Source organism: Geosporobacter ferrireducens (genome assembly GCF_001750685.1).
Classification (GTDB): Bacteria; Bacillota; Clostridia; order Peptostreptococcales; family Thermotaleaceae; genus Geosporobacter; species Geosporobacter ferrireducens.
Map to the genome: position 1 here is coordinate 141,092 of NZ_CP017269.1, position 17,424 is coordinate 158,515.

A 17,424-nucleotide genomic window follows, 5' to 3' on the forward strand; every position below is an offset into this window, starting at 1 on the left:
ATTTTTTCACCTTTCCTTCGTAGCTGCTACCCTCTTTTTACTTCTTCTATAGTGTAGGGTTCAACAATATCTCCTTCTTTTATATCATTGTAGTTCTCTAAACCTATTCCACATTCGTATCCTGTATTCACTTCTTTCGCATCATCTTTAAATCTCTTCAATGATGAAATCGATCCTTCATGAATTACAATACCATCCCGAATTAACCTTACCTTTGCATTTCTACTAACCTTTCCTTCCATCACATAAGCTCCGCCAATGGTGCCGATTCCAGGTACTTTAAATGTAGCTCTGATTTCAACCTTACCGAGTACGACTTCTTTGTACTCAGGTTCCAGCATCCCCTTCATAGCGGCTTCTACATCTGCAATTGCTTCATAAATAATTCGATAGGTTCTTAAATCAACATTTTCTCTTTCTGCTAAACTGGATACTGCTGAAGAAGGTCTTACATTAAAACCAATGATAATCGCATTAGATGCAGATGCCAGTAGAATATCAGACTCAGTAATCGTACCTACGCCACCATGTATAACCTTTACTTTCACTTCCTCATTGCTGAGCTTCACCATTGATTGTCTGACAGCCTCTACAGAGCCCTGTACATCTGCCTTCACAATAATATTTAGATCTTTCACACTACCCTCTTGTATTTGCTTAAATAAGTCTTCCAGCGTAACCTTAGCTGTAGCATGAAGATTTTCTTCTCTGAATTTTGCCTTCCGCTTTTCACCTATCTGTCTTGCAATCTTATCTTCCTTTACTGCATTGAACAGATCTCCTGCTTCAGGCGCATCGGACAACCCTAAGATCTCTACTGCTGTAGATGGGCCTGCCTTCTTAATGTTTTTCCCTTTATCGCTTACCATGGCACGAACTCTCCCATAAGCAGAACCGGCTACAATAGGATCGCCAACTTTTAGCGTTCCATTTTGTACTAAGATGGTAGCTACTGGGCCTCTTCCTTTATCTAATTTAGCTTCAATAACGGTTCCTGAAGCCAGTCGATTTGGATTTGCCTTTAGTTCTTGCATTTCGGCAACTAATAGAATCATTTCTAAAAGACTGTCTAATCCCTCACCTGTATGGGCAGAAACTGGTACATTAATCGTTTCTCCACCCCATTCTTCAACTAACAATCCATGATCTGCCAACTCTTGTCTTACACGATCTGGATTTATTCCAGGTTTATCAATCTTATTCATTGCAACAATAATAGGTACATTTGCCGCTTTTGCATGACTAAGTGCTTCTATTGTTTGAGGCATCACACCATCGTCAGCTGCAACAACTAGAATCGCAATATCTGTAACGCTGGCCCCTCTCGCTCTCATGGAAGTAAATGCCTCATGACCAGGCGTATCTAAAAATACAATTTTCTTTCCTCTTACTTCTACCTCAGAAGCTCCAATATGTTGGGTAATTCCACCGGCTTCTTTTGCTGTAACATGGGTCTTTCTAATCGCATCTAATAGGGATGTCTTTCCATGGTCGACGTGACCCATTACGGTTATCACTGGCGGCCTTTCTTTCAGATCCTCCGGTCTATCTTCTGCTTGTTCTAATCCAACTTCTACTTCTTCCTTTTCCTCTTCTTTTTCAATCTCAATGCCATAGTCAGACGCCACCATGCTGGCAGCATCAAAATCAATCTCCTGATTAATCGTAGCAAACACGCCTAAAGCAATAAGTTTTGTCATTATTTCCGATACACTTTTTCCAAGTAAATCTGCAAAGTCTTTTACTGTAATTGCACCTTCTATTTTGATTGTCTTCTGTTCTATAGTATTTTGCACAGGCTGTTTCTCCATATTTTCTTTTTGATAATTGCCTTCTGTTGATTTTTCTTGTTCTTTTACAGAATTCTCTATTTTGCTATTTGAATTCTTGCTATTATTATTATCTCCATTATACATCTCCATAATAATATCTACTTCTTCGTCTTCTAAAGTACTCATATGATTCGCCACCTGAACACCAAATTCAGCTAGCTTATTGATAAGTTCTTTGCTCGATACTCCCAAATCCTTTGCAATTTGATATACGCGTACCTTTGACATATTATTCACCCCCCGAATTTTTTACACTATGACCGTCCTCTGTTATTAACTTAATTAGCGTTTCAGAAAAGGCCATATCTTTGATACCATACACTGCCCGGTTGCTCTTTCCTATTGCATGAGACATTTCATCACGATCACCATAGGTTATTATTTTAATGTTTCTATATACACATAAATCATGGAACTTTTTTTTTGTATTTTCAGAGGCATCGTGGGCTACAATAATCAGTTTTACTTTCCCCTTTTTTATATAAATCTCACAGGTATCTTCTCCAGTAATTAAATTGCCAGACCGTTGGGCAAGTCCTAGCAGGGAGAGAAATTTATTTGACATGCTTCTCCAGCTCCTCTTGCAGTTGCTGGTAGATACTTTGGTCAATTTCTTGTTCAAAAGCCCTATTTAAGGCCTTCTTCTTTTGAGCCTTTGCCAAACATTCCACATTATTGCAAATATATGCACCTCTACCGGCAGCCTTACTTGTAAAATCAATTTTTATTTCACCCTCCTTGTTTTTCACAATTCGGATTAACTCTTTCTTTGGCTTTCCTTCCATACATCCAATACATTGTCTTAGAGGTATTTTCTTAACCTTCATATCCTATACCTCCTCTATTCATCCGTCTTTGCGTGTGTAATAGATTCCTTATACTGGGTTTCACTCTTGATATCTATTTTCCAGCTTGTTAACTTAGCGGCCAATCTTGCATTCTGTCCTTCCTTGCCAATAGCCAATGACAATTGATAGTCTGGTACCACAACCAGCGCAGATTTTTCATCTTCTTTTACTTCTACGCGGACAACCTTTGAAGGACTCAGTGCACTAGCGATAAATTCTTCCGGACTCTCGCTCCATTTTATGATATCTATTTTTTCCCCCTTAAGTTCGTCTACAATAGCCTGTACGCGCGTTCCTTTATGTCCTACACAGGCACCTACCGGGTCTACGTTTGGGTCCTTTGAATAAACGGCGATTTTCGTTCTAGAACCCGCCTCTCTTGAAATGCTTCTAATCTCTACTACCCCATCATGGATTTCCGGTACTTCCAACTCAAAAAGTCGCTTTACTAAACCTGGATGAGTTCTAGATACAAGAATTTGTGGTCCTTTTGTGGTCTTTTTCACTTCAATGATATAGGTTTTAATTCTGTCATTATGTTTATATTCTTCATCGGGTATTTGTTCTCCTGGTGCTAAAATCGCTTCCGTCTTTCCTAAATTAATAAAAACGTTCCCCTTACTGATTCTTTGAACAATACCTGTTACAATTTCGCTTTCACGGTTAATAAATTGATCATAGATAATGCCTCGCTCTGCCTCTCGAATTCTTTGGACAACTACTTGTTTTGCCGTCTGAGCCGCGATTCTGCCAAAATTTCTAGGTGTAACTTCCTTCTCAACTACATCACCAAGCTCATAATTGCTGTCAATTTCCTTTGCTTCTTCTAAGCTGATTTCTAATAAATCGCTTTCTGCATTTTCCACTACGTCTTTAAGTGAAAAAACTTTTACTTCCCCGCTGTCTCTATTAATATAAACTTTTACATTTTGTGCAGAACCGTAATTTCGCTTATACCCGGAAATCAATGCAGCTTCTATTGCATCAATTAAAATATCCTTCGAGATCCCCTTTTCTTTTTCTATCTGGTCAAGAGCCTCGATAAACTCTCCATTCATTTTTACACCCTCCCTATTCAATTATTACAGCAAGCTTTACCTTGCCAATTTTTTCTCTGGGAATCTCTAAGTTGTGTCTCTCGTCAACCTTAATCACTACAGCGTTGCCCTCAAGTCCCAACAGTTCCCCTTCAATCATCTTTTTACCGTCCAGCGGTTCATATAAGGAAATCTGGATCATTCGCCCTTTGAACTTTTCATAATCCTTATCCTTTTTTAATTCACGATCCAGACCTGGCGAAGAAACTTCTAGATAATAGCTTTCTTCAATAGGATCTGTTTCGTCAAGCTTTTTACTTAAAGCCTCACTAACGGCTTGGCAGTCATCTAAAGTAATCCCATTTTCTTTATCTATGTAAACTCTTAAAAACCAGTCCTGTCCTTCCTTGATATATTCAACGTCTACCAATTCAACACCATTTTCTTCTACGATCGGTAATGCAAAAGCTTCTACAATATCCACCGTTCTTTTTTTTGCCAACTGATATCCCTCCTATGAAATTTTTTTAAATCTATTTTTATATACATATTTTTCCGTAAAAGGATAAACTTTATTCTGTTAATAAAAGTAAGTAAATAACAGCAAAGAGTGGGATATAGCCCACTCTTCGTACACAAAATAGTTTTCTGCAACTAATATTATAGCACACTGTAAAAACCTATGCAAGTCTAAAATAATGATAGCTGATTTGTATCTGGTAATCCTTCCAGGCATCCATGTGTTTGAAGTGTCTCTATAACGGTTTTTGTTAACTTTGCACTTTCCCGTAAATGCTGCAAGGAAATAAATTCTCCTTCTTTTCTACTTTCACAAATACTTCTGGCTGCATTTTCCCCAACTCCTTGTAATGCTCTTATGGGAGGCAGCAGATTATTTCCTGAAATTTTAAACCGCTCTGCATCAGATTCATATAAATCTACTTTACAAAATCCAAAACCTCTGCAATACATTTCATGAACAACTTCTAGAACTGTCAGAAGATCCTTTTCTTTTTGTGAAGCATTGTTTCCAAGACTCTCTAATTCTTTAATTTTATCTCGTACATGCTCTCTGCCTTTCGCTACAAGTTCTGCATCAAAATCAGAAGCCTTTGTTGTAAAATAGGTAGCATAAAAAGCTAAGGGGTAATGTACTTTGAAATATGCAATTCTAAAGGACATCATTACGTAGGCAGCTGCATGAGCTTTTGGGAACATATATTTAATCTTATTACAGGAATTTATATACCACTGGGGCACATTGTTCTGTTTCATTATTTCTTCATCTGCACTGTTTAGGCCTTTACCTTTTCTCACATTCTCCATAATTTTGAATGCACTCTTTGGCGGCAAGCCTTTATAAATAAGATAGTTCATAATATCATCTCTTGTGGAAATAACATCTTTTAATTCTGCAATCCCTTGACGTACTAGATCTTGTGCATTATTCAACCACACATCTGTTCCATGGGACAGACCGCTGATTCTGACGAGCTCTGCAAACGTTGTTGGTTTTGTATCTACAAGCATTTGACGAACAAATTTCGTCCCAAATTCAGGTATTCCAAGACTTCCTGTTTCACATTCAAAATCATCATATACTATTTTTAATGGCTCTAGGCTAGTAAATATCTTTACTGTCTCTTGATCGTCCAAGGGAATTTGCGTAGGCTCCAGTCCTGTCAAATCCTGAAGCATACGAATAATGGTTGGCACGTCGTGTCCTAAAATATCAAGTTTTAGCAGCCTTCCACTGATGGAATGGTAATCGAAATGGGTAGTAATAACACCGGAAGAACCATCATTGGCCGGATATTGAATCGGACAGAAATCATATATTTCTTTATAGTTGGGAACAACCATAACCCCTCCGGGATGCTGCCCCGTAGTCCGCTTTACACCGGTGCATCCTTTTACCAATCGTGAGATTTCCCGGTTGTTTACAAATATTCCTTTTTCATCAAAGTACTTCTTCACGAAACCATATGCCGTTTTTTCAGCAATTGTACCTATCGTTCCAGCTCTAAAAACATAGCCGGTACCAAATAATTCCTCCGTATATTTGTGGGCATTTGCCTGATATTCTCCTGCAAAGTTCAAGTCAATATCCGGCTCTTTATCTCCTTCAAACCCCAAGAAAACCTCAAAAGGAATATCATGCCCATCCTTAATAAGCTCCTTGCTGCAACCAGGACAATGCTTATCCGGCAGATCCGCACCACTGCCAATACTTCCATCCAATATAAATTCTGAATGCTTGCAGTGGCTACAAACATAGTGGGGAGGCAAAGGGTTTACTTCCGTAATATCACTCATAGTTGCAACAAAGGATGACCCTACAGAACCTCTGGACCCAACCAGATATCCGTCTCTTAGGGACTTGGTTACCAGCTTTTGGGCAATAATATACATAACCGCATATCCATTATTAATAATAGAATTCAGTTCTCTGTCTAATCTTTTTTGAACAACCTCCGGCAAAGGATCCCCATATATTCTCGTTGCTTTTTCATAACACATCTTTCTTAAATCTTCTTCAGATCCTTCAATAATTGGAGGGAAGGTTTCGTCCGGAATCGGAATGAGCGAATCGATTTCTTCTGCAATTCGATTTGGATGATTCACCACAACGTCCATGGCTTTGTCTTTTCCAAGATAAGCAAACTCCTCAAGCATTTCTTCAGTTGTACGAAGATATAAAGGAGTTTGATCGTCTGCATCATCAAAACCTTGTCCACTCATGAGAATTCTTCTATATACCTCATCCTTTGGATCGAGAAAATGAACATCTCCTGTTGCTACAACCGGTTTCTTATATTTTTCTCCAAGCCTTACAATCCTTTGATTGATTTCAATAAGTTCTTTTTGATCCTTAACCAATCCCTTATCTAGCAAAAACTTGTTGTTAAAAAGCGGTTGTATCTCAAGATAGTCATAATATTTTACAATGTTTTCAATTTCTCTCTGTGAACGGTTATTTAATATGGATCTGTATAATTCTCCAGCTTCACAGGCAGTGCCAATCACAAGTCCTTCCCGGTATTTGCTAAGAAGAGACTTTGGAATACGTGGTTTTTTATAAAAATATTCAAGGTGAGACGTAGATACAATCTTATATAAGTTCTTCAAACCTGTTGCATTTTTTACCAGAATAATAATATGAAAGGTATCTAGTTTTTTAATGTCAATCGTATTTTGAAATAAGGCATTTAAATCTCTCAGGTAGTGAACGCCTTTCTCCGCTGCCATATTAAGAAATTTCAAAAATATTTGAGCGGTAGCTTCTGCATCATCTACTGCTCTATGATGATTCTTTAAAGTCACATCCAACGCTTCTGCGACAACATTTAAGCGATATTTTTTTAGTTTGGGCAATAATACCTTTGCCAGTGGCAATGTATCTACTATTGGATGATCAAAAGAATAACCATACAGATGGCAGTTTTCTTTAATAAAAGAAACATCAAAGACAGCATTATGCGCCACAATCACAGCGCCTTCCGTAAACTTTAGAAATTCTGGCAATATTTTATCTATGGTAGGCTGACCCTTTACCATTTCATCAGTAATACCAGTCAGTTTGACAATATTTTCAGGTATTGGAATAATAGGATCTACAAATGTATGAAAACGATCAATAATCTGCCCGTTTTCAATTTTGACGGCTCCAATCTCCGTAATCTTATCATGCTTGCTCGAAAGCCCAGTTGTTTCAATATCAAATACGACGTAACGCTGATGAATGGTTTCTTGCTTGCAGCCAATAGCAATTGTTTCCCCATCATTAATCAGATAACCTTCGATACCATAAATAACTTTAATACCATGCTTTTTAGCAGCTTCCATTGCTTCAGGAAAAGCCTGAACCACACCATGATCTGTAATGGCGATTGCAGGATGGCCCCATTTTGCAGCTCTTTTTATTAGGTTGGACGCTGATGTGACGCCGTCCATTGCACTCATCTGTGTATGGGCATGAAGCTCTATTCTTTTTACCTTTGAAAGATCTTCACGAACAGTTGGTGTGCCTTCCATGATGTCATTAACCATTACAACAACTTCTTTAGAGAAAGTATCGTAGCGTGCATCTCCCTTTACCCGTAAATATTTGCCTGTATGTAAGGTTTCATTTAACAAATCTTTCTGTTCTTTTTTTGCAAAAATCTTGGCACCGATAGAACTATCATAATCTGTCATACTCATGGTAAAAAGAATTTTTCCATTTTTTAATTCCCTTGTCTCTATATCAAAGATTTCACCCTCTATCACAACGATACCTGATTCTTCTGATATAGATGCAATGGGTATAGAATAATCTTGAAATTTCTTACCTAGGATAATATTTTTATCCGGATCTGAGATGTGATTCTTTTTCTTAGGTGTCTGCGTTTCTGTAGCAGTAAGTATTTCCTTGAGAAGATCCTGGGTCTCTCTCTCTTTTTCCATATGATACCTAATCTGTGCTTCATCATCTGGCACTTCTGTTGATTCTATAGAAACTTGAATGTCTTTATTAAACTCTATTTTATAAATTTCTCTTATAAAGCTATCTATTTTTCTTTCTAATAAATTATCCCTTCCTATACTGTCTTTAACTATGATTACCATCTTTGAGGATTCAAAGCTTATTTCAGCATCAGTTATCCATGCTGCTGCTGAGGGCATTTTTTTGTTTAATTCGTAGAGGATATTCTCCCAATAGTTTTGCAATACCTCATTCTGATCTTTTAATTTATAATATCTCGGCAAAAAACTTATATCCCGAATAAATGGGATATGTTTTATCATGTGTTCTTTAATTTCATCAAAATAACGCTTATGTATTATTTCCTCAGATACTAGTACAACATTTAATATCTTATTTGACCGATTATAGGTTACCTTTTCTATCATAGCATTATAATTAAAAGGCTTTTCAGAAAAAATATCACCCATTACTTTGGTTAGTAAACAGTTCATCTGATGCCCCCTATTCTTTAAGGTTACATAATTTATTTATTGCAAACTTTTCGCTTTCCTTATTTAATGTCTACATTTATAGATCTAAGTATCTGCCAATACATTCTCAAGCGCCATAAAAAGCCTCGATACAAACCCAGTTTTTCCTCTTTCATGATATGACTTATGCCATACAAAAATACTTTCTTCACGTCAACTTTTCGGGCATGAAGATATTTTGTCAGTGCTAGCTCAAATCCATAAGATGTATGATCTAACTTCTGAATATCTTTAAGGATCGTGCGCTTCAATACCCGCTGTCCGGATAAAAATGGAGCAATTTTCTGAGCCCAGTCTGTAAACAATCTTCCTGATGAAAAGATTCCAACAGTAGCCTCAACTTCACCTTGGATTACTGGTTCTAGCAAAGCAAGGACATGTTCCCTTTTCAGTCCAATTAAGTCGGCGTCCAGCAGCAGTACGATATCTGCTTGGCTATAGGCGAAACCCGCCATAATTGCACCGCCTTTACCAATATTTTTCTCTAATTCAATGACATCCTTCGTAAATAATCTGGCAGTTTTAGCTGTATCATCCGTTGAACCATCACTGACAACAACCAACTGACTGATTATTTCTACCTGTGTTACGACCTCTAATACTTTACCAATTCTTTCTTCCTCATTAAAAGCAGGTATAATGACTGCAACTTCCATATAAATCCTCCCAAAAAGGTTAAATTTTAGAAATTTCCTCTAGAAGAACAGCTTCAATTTGTTCTTCATCAATCTTTCTAATGACTTCCCCCTTTTTGAAAAGCAAGGCCGATGATTTGCCGCCGGCAATACCTATGTCTGCTTCTCTCGCTTCTCCCGGACCATTAACTGCACAGCCCATAATTGCCACTTTTATAGGTTTATTGATTCCCTTTATTTTTTTCTCAATCTTATTTGCCAAAGAAATCAAATCGATCTGACATCTCCCACAAGTTGGGCAAGAGATAATTTCTATACCAAAGCTTCGAATTCCAGCTGCCTGCAAAATCTCTTTCCCTACCCTTATTTCTTCTATTGGGTCACCTGTCAAAGAAACGCGAATGGTATCCCCAATTCCTTTTAGCAACAATGCGCCAATACCTATGGAAGATTTGATTGTACCGCTCCATAGGGTTCCAGCTTCTGTAATCCCTACATGCAGGGGGTAATCTACCCTTTCTGACATCAGTTGATATGCTTCTACTGTCAAAGGAATATCTGATGCTTTTAGGGATATGGCTGTATCATAAAAATCTAATTGTTCTAGTATCGCTATATGCTCTAACGCACTCTCTACCATCGCCTCCGCAGTTACTTTCCCATACTTATTCAATATTTTTTTGTCAATAGATCCGGAATTTACGCCAATACGGATTGGAACTTTTCTTTCCTTTGCTTTTTTAACAACTGCTTTTACCCGGTCCATATCTCCAATATTTCCCGGATTAATCCGCAGCTTGTCTACTCCATTGTCAATACAGGAAAGGGCCAGCCGATAATCGAAATGAATATCTGCTACCAAGGGGATCTTTATATTTTTTTTAATTTCAAAAATTGCAGCTGCAGATTCAGCATCTGGTACTGCTACTCTAACAATGTCGCATCCTGCCTCTTCCAGCATTTTTATTTGCGCTACAGTAGATTGTATATCTGCGGTTTTGGTATTGGTCATAGATTGAATTGAGATAGGCGCGTCTCCACCAATTTCCAAGTCTCCACAGTAAATTTTTCTTGTTTTTTTTCGTAGATTAGATTCCATGTCTCCTCCTGATATTAAAACAAATCAAATCTAATAATGTCTTTATATGCTATAAACAACATTAAAACCATTAACAACACAAAACCAATCAAGTGAATAAACCCTTCCTTTTCAGGATCAATAGGTCTCCCACTAATCCCTTCAAACAATAAAAACAACAACCTTCCTCCATCTAGAGCTGGTATTGGAATCAAGTTTACAATTCCTAAATTAATGCTGATTAATGCAGCCAGAGACATTACATTATAGATACTGGTTTTTGCTGCCTCACCTACGAGATGAATAATTCCTACTGGGCCTACTACATCTTCCGTAGAAGCTTTGCCTCCAAAAAGATTCCCTAAGAATTCCATCATGCCTCCCATAATAAAAAACATTCTATCCACACTGGTAGTAATAGATTTTGCTAGAGATTTTTCAGCAGTTGGGGTTATTCCAATAATTGCTTGATTGGTTTCTTTATTGATAATGGGAATAACCTGAAACTTCTTTTCTGCACCCTCTCGCAAAAGTGTAATGTTAATTTCTTCTTCTCTGCTCCCATTGATTCTCCTAACAATTTGATCCCAGTTTGTAATAGCGTCTTCATTAATTGCAATAATCTGATCCCCTGATCTTAAACCTACCTGTTCCGCTGGAAATCCAGGAGTGACTCGGTCAATGATGGTTGTTGGAAATCCTAAAGAGTAAAAGATCATCGAAAATAACAGAATGGCTAAAACAAAGTTCATAAAAGGACCTGCGATCAGAACAGCCATTCTCGCCCATATAGGTTTATTGTTAAAACTTCCTGCATCGGAAGAAGCTTCATCTTCTCCCTCCATTTTTACATATCCCCCAATTGGTAAGATTCTAAGCGAATATTCTGTTTCTCTTTTTTTTACCTTTAAAAGTCTGGGGCCCATACCGATTGCAAATTCATGCACTTTTATTCCCACGAACTTAGCCACTGCAAAATGACCTAGCTCATGGAAAATAACCAAAAGACCAAATACAATAAAAGCTACAAGAATCGTTCCCATGCTTACACCACCTTATGATGATATTCTGTTATTGACAAAATCCCGCGTCCACTGATCAATAACTATAATTTCGTTAATGTCCTCTACTTTCTTAAAAGGATTGTTCTCTAGTACAGACTCGATTTCATTCGGTATATCCATAAATCCTATTTTTCTTTGTAAAAATCGGTCTACCAGTACTTCATTCGCTGCGTTCAATACAGTTGGATAGCTGCCCCCCTGATTCATCGCCTCAATGGCCAACTTCAGACAAGTGAAGTTTTCCATGTCTGGTTTTTCAAAAGTCAACTCCCTTAATTCTGAAAAGTTTAATCTCTGTAGTTGATTTTCTACCCTATTGGGATAAGTTAAAGCAAATTGAATCGGCACACGCATATCTGGACAGCCTAGTTGAGCAAGAATCGAACTGTCAATAAATTCCACCATTGAGTGTATGATACTCTGGGGATGGACAACCACTTCTATTTGATGCTGCTCCAAGTCAAAAAGCCATTTTGCTTCTATTACCTCCAAACCTTTATTCATCAAGGTAGCCGAATCTACAGAAATTTTCTTTCCCATATTCCATTTAGGATGTTTCAGCGTTTCCTCAAGGGTAACCTTTTCTAGCTGATTCCGCTGAAATCCCCGAAAGGGACCGCCGGATGCTGTCAGTATAATTCGATTCACTTCTTTTAAATTATACCCTTTCAAACATTGAAATATTGCACTATGCTCACTGTCAACAGGAATAATTTTTACTTGATTTCTTCTTGCCTCTTCCATAACGATTTCACCGGCTGTTACCAGTGTCTCCTTATTGGCCAATGCAATATTCTTTTTAGACTGTATCGCCTTTATAGTGGGTAGCAGCCCCACCATTCCGACTACAGCCGTCATTAACAGTTCGATTTCTTCCATAGTAGCAATCGCAATGAGCCCTTCCATTCCTGCCAAAACTTCGGTTGAACATTTTCCTAATCTTTTTGATAGTTCCAGTGCTTTCTCATGATCCATCACCGCAGCTATTTTTGGTTGAAATTCTTTTATCTGCGCTTCCAATAAATCAATATTGTGGTTGCCGCTCAATCCCATAATACAAAATGCTTCTCGATTGGCACGTACCACATCTAAAGTCTGTCTGCCAATAGATCCTGTAGAACCTAAAATACTAATTTTTTTCATTATTAAATATCTTCCCTTCTAAGATCTCAATGATCAACAGAATTAAAAATAAAAAGGCATTATTGCTTATTTTAATCCTACTAAAAAGAATAGTATATAATAATATACTGTTGGTGCAGTGAAAAGTATACTATCAAATCTATCTAACACGCCTCCATGACCAGGCATTATTTTTCCATAATCTTTTATTCCTACATAACGTTTAAAGCTAGAAGCAGTAAGATCACCGATTTGTGCAAAAATGCTCCCTACGAAACCCATAATCATACAATGCACGATTAAATCAATATTAAAGAAATATGCGAAGGCAGCACTTGATAATATACTTCCTACTACACCGCCAATTGAGCCCTCAACAGTTTTTTTAGGACTAATGGTAGGACACAGTTTTCTAGAACCGAAAAAATATCCAGTAAAATAGGCAAAAGTATCGGTAGCAAAAGCAGATAAAAAAATCATCCAAATTAAATAACTATAGGTAGTGATATCAGAAACAAAAACAATATGAAACATAAAAAAAACAACATAGAAAATTCCCAATACAGTTACTGCGGAATCATTTACATCTACTTTGCAACTAAATAAGTTAACCACTAGTACCATTAACATTGAACAGAATATCCAGAACATCATGATCTCTACAATCGTCCAGCGATAAGTTAATAGAAGCAGTAAAACGGCACTGATAAATCCTATTTTTTTTAAAGGCTTCATGCCAATATTTTGAAAGGCATTAAAAAATTCATTAAGTCCAATACAAGCCATTATCCCTACTGAAAGCTTTAGAAGTGTTCCCCCTGTAATTACTATAAAAAGTAGTAATGGGATCCCAATAATTGCAGAAAGAATTCTTACGAACATTGTACTCCACCGCCTTTACTTTGCACCACCATATCTTCTATCTCTCCCTTGATAATCAAGGATCGCTTCTACTAGATATTCTCCGTTAAAATCCGGCCAGAAAATTTTTGAAAACCAGAATTCACTATAGGCAATTTGCCATAATAGGAAGTTACTAATTCTCAATTCTCCACTAGGTCGGATGACTAAATCCGGATCAGGCACATTTTTTGTATATAAATGATCTGAAAAATATCTTTCATCAATTTGATCTACTTCAATCTCTTTATTTATTACTTTTATACAGATCGATTTGACAGCATTAATAATTTCAAGTCTACCACCATAATTCAGTGCGATATTTACTGTAAGACCCGTGTTATTTCTTGTAAGCTTTTGAGCAGCTTCTATCTCTATTAAAGCTGTATTCGGAAGTTTGTTTATATCCCCAAGGGTATTAATGCGAACATTATTTTCATTTAATTCTTGGATTTCATTTCTAAGATAATAGACCAGTAGATTCATTAGTGCTGAGACTTCTTCTTCAGGCCTTTTCCAGTTCTCCGTTGAAAAAGCATAAAGTGTTAAATATTGTACATTAAGATTAGAACAAGTTTTTATTACTTCTCTCAGGGCCTCGACCCCTGCCTTATGGCCGGCAGACCTCGGCAAACTCCTCTTTTTGGCCCATCTGCCGTTCCCATCCATAATGATAGCAATATGCTTTGGTATTTTTTCAGGATCAATTTTTTCCAAATCCGTTCTTCTATCTTCCTTTATAAATAAATTTTTAAAAAACCCCATATAAATGCCTCCAGTAGACAATAATGAAAAATATTTTTAAACCCCCGGAAGTCTGGGGGCTTAAAAATAACTAATAACAATTTCAATCCGCTCATTCGACTGTATTTGTCGAATTACTCTACATTCTCCATCTTTGCTTTGCTGTTTTGGTGGCATCGTTTCTTGAATAGATACCAGCCAGCCTGCTTTTTCAATAGCTTTTATTGCTTCCTTACATGTGTAACCGATAACATCAGGTACATGTGACAATTTTATACCTCCATGATTTCCTTTTCTTTCTTTACTACTAGTTCATCTATTATTTCCACATATTTATTTGTAGCCTTTTGCACATCATCTTCTGCTTTTTTCAAGTCATCTTCCGTAAGTTCACCTGATTTTTGCATCTTCTTCAGCTTATCATTGGCATCTCTTCTTTCATTTCGTATGGCTACTTTTGCCTCTTCACCTGTTTTTTTCACTACCTTTAATAAGTCCTTTCTGCGTTCCTCTGTAAGTTGAGGAATAGCAAGACGAATCGTTTTTCCATCATTCGAAGGATTGATTCCAAGATCTGATTGTGTAATTACTTTTTCTATAGGCTGTATGGCCGATTTGTCATAAGGTTGAATGACTAATAACCTAGGTTCCGGTGCAGATATGGTAGCAATTTGTTTTAATGGAGTCGGAGATCCATAATAGTCTACCACAATTCTGTCCAGCAGGGCAGGGTTTGCTCTACCTGCTCGTATGCTATGTAGGTCTTCTTTCAGCACTTTAATCGTTTTCTGCATTTTCTCTTCCAGTTCTTTGTGTACCTGTAAACTCATAAATTATTCCTCCCTTACAATTGTACCAATATTTTCTCCGGTTATTACCCGGTATATGTTTTGTGGTTCATCCAACCCAAAAACAATAATAGGGATATTATTATCCATACATAAGGATGTTGCCGTAGAATCCATTACACCTAAACCTTTATTTAGTACATCTATATAGGTTAAGGTTTCAAATTTTTTTGCATTTGGATTAATATGCGGATCCGAATCATAAACACCATCTACCTTTTTTGCTAACAGGATTACTTCTGCTTCTATTTCTGCGGCACGTAGGGCTGCAGTGGTATCTGTTGAAAAATATGGGTTGCCTGTTCCTGCTGCGAAAATTACAACTCTTCCTTTTTCAAGATGTCTTACTGCTCTTCTCCGAATATAGGGTTCTGCAATTTGTCTCATTTCAATCGCAGTTTGCACCCGTGTTAGAATTTCCATGCTTTCCAATGCATCCTGTAAGGCCAATCCATTGATCACAGTGGCTAACATTCCCATATAATCTGCAGTTGTACGATCCATACCCTTTCCGCTTCTGCCTCTCCAAAAATTGCCGCCGCCAACAACGATGGATACTTCTACGCCTAGTGCTATGATTTCTTTTATCTGCATGGCAATAGAGTCAAGTGTTTCCTCATCTAATCCAAATCCCTTATTTCCTGCCAGTGCTTCGCCACTTAATTTTAAAATGACCCGTTTATATTTTGGCCTCACTGTGAATAACCTCCGTTCTAATTATTCTACATAACTGCTAAAAACCCTTCACCCTCCAGGAGGGTTATCTTAAAAAAGAGAACACACGCCGTGTTCTCTATGTTTAATTGTCCGATTAATTATTAATTTGTTTCGCAACTTCTTCTGCAAAATTTTCTTCTTTCTTTTCAATACCTTCTCCAACTTCGAAGCGAACGAATCTTCTAATTGAAAGGTTCTCGCCAATTTTAGCGATTTTTTCATTTAATAGATCTTGTATAGTAATTTCAGGATCTCTTATAAAAGGTTGTTCTAGCAGACATACTTCCTTAAAGAACTTTTCAATTCTTCCGTCAACCATTTTATCTACGATCTTTTCAGGTTTTCCTTCATTTAAAGCTTGCACTCTTAAAATTTCTCTTTCTTTATTAATTACATCTTCAGCAATTTCTTCTCTTCTTATGTACTGTGGATTAGAAGCTGCAATCTGCATAGCTACATCTTTAACGAACTTTTTGAACTCCTCATTTTTAGCAACAAAATCCGTCTCACTATTTACTTCAACCAAAACACCGATTCTTCCGCCATGAATATAAGATTCTACCAAGCCCTCTGCTGCAATTCTGCCAGATTTTTTTGCTGCCTTTGCTAAACCTTTTTCTCTTAATATTTCTACTGCCTTATCCATATTTCCATTTGATTCTTGTAGTGCACCCTTACAATCCATCATTCCTGCACCGGTTTTTTCTCTTAGTTCTTTCACCATTGCTGCTGAAACAGCCATACAAACGCCTCCTCAAGTATCAAATATTATAAAAGGTAAGAGCAGTAAGGGAAAAAATCCCTCCTTAACCCTTACCATTAGTGATTACTCTTCCATTTGCTCGCCTTGTCTTCCTTCTATGATTGCATCTGCAATTTTTGCTGTGATCAACTTTACTGCACGAATTGCATCGTCATTACCTGGAATTACATAATCCACTTCTTCAGGATCACAGTTAGTATCTACAATTCCAACTACAGGAATCCCTAGAATTTGAGCTTCTTTTACTGCAATTCTTTCTTTTCTTGGATCTACAACAAATAGTGCGCCTGGGATATCGTTCATTTCTTTGATTCCACCTAGGAATTTTTCAAGCTTCTCTTGTTCATTTTTCAGCTTAATTACTTCCTTCTTAGGCAGTACCTCAAACAATCCTTGCTCTTCCATTTTTACTAACTCATTCAAACGGTCAATTCTCTTTCGAATGGTTTTGAAGTTTGTAAGCATACCACCAAGCCATCTTTGATTTACAAAATACATACCGCTTCTTTTTGCTTCTTGTTCAATGGACTCTTGTGCTTGTTTCTTTGTACCTACAAACAAAATCGTCTTATTGCTTTCTGCAATTTCCTTTACGAAGCTGTAAGCTTCCTCTACTTTTTTTACAGTTTTTTGAAGGTCGATAATGTATATACCGTTCCTCTCTGTAAAAATGTATTCAGCCATTTTGGGATTCCATCTTCTTGTCTGATGACCGAAGTGTACACCTGCTTCTAATAATTGCTTCATTGAAATAACTGACATTTTTTCACCTCCCTGGTTTTTTCCTCCACCTTGTTCATCTTTTCAACGACCCGAAGGACCCTGTTGAAAATTCCAA

The 17,424-nt window shown here is 37.2% G+C and carries 17 protein-coding genes; all 17 read right to left on the reverse strand.

Annotation, left to right across the window (positions count from 1 at the left end):
- Positions 1–26: 26 nt before the first annotated feature.
- Positions 27–2,060, reverse strand: coding sequence for a translation initiation factor IF-2 (infB, locus tag Gferi_RS00720; protein WP_069973788.1), 2,034 nt, complete (start codon positions 2,058–2,060; stop codon positions 27–29).
- A gap of 1 nt (position 2,061) precedes the next feature.
- Positions 2,062–2,397: a L7Ae/L30e/S12e/Gadd45 family ribosomal protein gene (locus Gferi_RS00725; protein WP_069973789.1), complete on the reverse strand. Its 336-nt coding sequence runs from the start codon at positions 2,395–2,397 to the stop codon at positions 2,062–2,064.
- Positions 2,387–2,659, reverse strand: a complete 273-nt coding sequence (gene rnpM, locus Gferi_RS00730) for an RNase P modulator RnpM (protein WP_069973790.1) — start codon at positions 2,657–2,659, stop codon at positions 2,387–2,389. Before rnpM ends, Gferi_RS00725 begins: the two co-directional genes overlap by 11 nt.
- Positions 2,660–2,673: 14 nt before the next feature.
- On the reverse strand, positions 2,674–3,738 hold the full coding sequence (gene nusA / locus Gferi_RS00735) for a transcription termination factor NusA (protein ID WP_069973791.1): 1,065 nt from the start codon (positions 3,736–3,738) through the stop codon (positions 2,674–2,676).
- Between the two features lie 13 nt (positions 3,739–3,751).
- Positions 3,752–4,219 carry a ribosome maturation factor RimP gene (gene rimP / locus Gferi_RS00740; protein WP_069973792.1) on the reverse strand — a complete coding sequence of 156 codons (468 nt, stop codon included), beginning with the start codon at positions 4,217–4,219 and terminating at the stop codon, positions 3,752–3,754.
- Between the two features lie 188 nt (positions 4,220–4,407).
- Entirely contained in the window at positions 4,408–8,676 is a 4,269-nt protein-coding gene (locus Gferi_RS00745) for a PolC-type DNA polymerase III (protein WP_083273296.1), read from the reverse strand.
- Positions 8,677–8,735: 59 nt separating this feature from the next.
- A complete protein-coding gene (locus Gferi_RS00750) occupies positions 8,736–9,371 on the reverse strand; it encodes a glycosyltransferase family 2 protein (protein ID WP_069973793.1) in 636 nt (211 codons plus the stop codon).
- 19 nt (positions 9,372–9,390) lie between these two features.
- On the reverse strand, positions 9,391–10,449 hold the full coding sequence (gene ispG / locus Gferi_RS00755) for a flavodoxin-dependent (E)-4-hydroxy-3-methylbut-2-enyl-diphosphate synthase (RefSeq protein ID WP_069973794.1): 1,059 nt from the start codon (positions 10,447–10,449) through the stop codon (positions 9,391–9,393).
- A 14-nt stretch (positions 10,450–10,463) separates the two neighbouring features.
- On the reverse strand, positions 10,464–11,471 hold the full coding sequence (rseP, locus tag Gferi_RS00760; protein ID WP_069973795.1) for an RIP metalloprotease RseP: 1,008 nt from the start codon (positions 11,469–11,471) through the stop codon (positions 10,464–10,466).
- A 12-nt stretch (positions 11,472–11,483) separates the two neighbouring features.
- A complete protein-coding gene (locus tag Gferi_RS00765) occupies positions 11,484–12,635 on the reverse strand; it encodes a 1-deoxy-D-xylulose-5-phosphate reductoisomerase (protein ID WP_156782291.1) in 1,152 nt (383 codons plus the stop codon).
- Between the two features lie 66 nt (positions 12,636–12,701).
- Positions 12,702–13,496 carry a phosphatidate cytidylyltransferase gene (locus Gferi_RS00770; RefSeq protein WP_069973797.1) on the reverse strand — a complete coding sequence of 265 codons (795 nt, stop codon included), beginning with the start codon at positions 13,494–13,496 and terminating at the stop codon, positions 12,702–12,704.
- 15 nt (positions 13,497–13,511) lie between these two features.
- A complete protein-coding gene (locus Gferi_RS00775) occupies positions 13,512–14,279 on the reverse strand; it encodes an isoprenyl transferase (protein ID WP_069973798.1) in 768 nt (255 codons plus the stop codon).
- 60 nt (positions 14,280–14,339) lie between these two features.
- Positions 14,340–14,528, reverse strand: a complete 189-nt coding sequence (locus Gferi_RS00780; protein WP_069973799.1) for a PASTA domain-containing protein — start codon at positions 14,526–14,528, stop codon at positions 14,340–14,342.
- A 2-nt stretch (positions 14,529–14,530) separates the two neighbouring features.
- A complete protein-coding gene (gene frr / locus Gferi_RS00785; RefSeq protein WP_069973800.1) occupies positions 14,531–15,088 on the reverse strand; it encodes a ribosome recycling factor in 558 nt (185 codons plus the stop codon).
- A 3-nt stretch (positions 15,089–15,091) separates the two neighbouring features.
- Positions 15,092–15,802 (reverse strand): UMP kinase, encoded by a 711-nt coding sequence (gene pyrH / locus Gferi_RS00790; protein WP_069973801.1) that lies wholly within the window; start codon positions 15,800–15,802, stop codon positions 15,092–15,094.
- A gap of 115 nt (positions 15,803–15,917) precedes the next feature.
- A complete protein-coding gene (gene tsf, locus Gferi_RS00795; protein ID WP_069973802.1) occupies positions 15,918–16,565 on the reverse strand; it encodes a translation elongation factor Ts in 648 nt (215 codons plus the stop codon).
- 84 nt (positions 16,566–16,649) lie between these two features.
- Positions 16,650–17,348: a 30S ribosomal protein S2 gene (gene rpsB, locus Gferi_RS00800; protein WP_069973803.1), complete on the reverse strand. Its 699-nt coding sequence runs from the start codon at positions 17,346–17,348 to the stop codon at positions 16,650–16,652.
- Between the last annotated feature and the right edge of the window lie 76 nt (positions 17,349–17,424).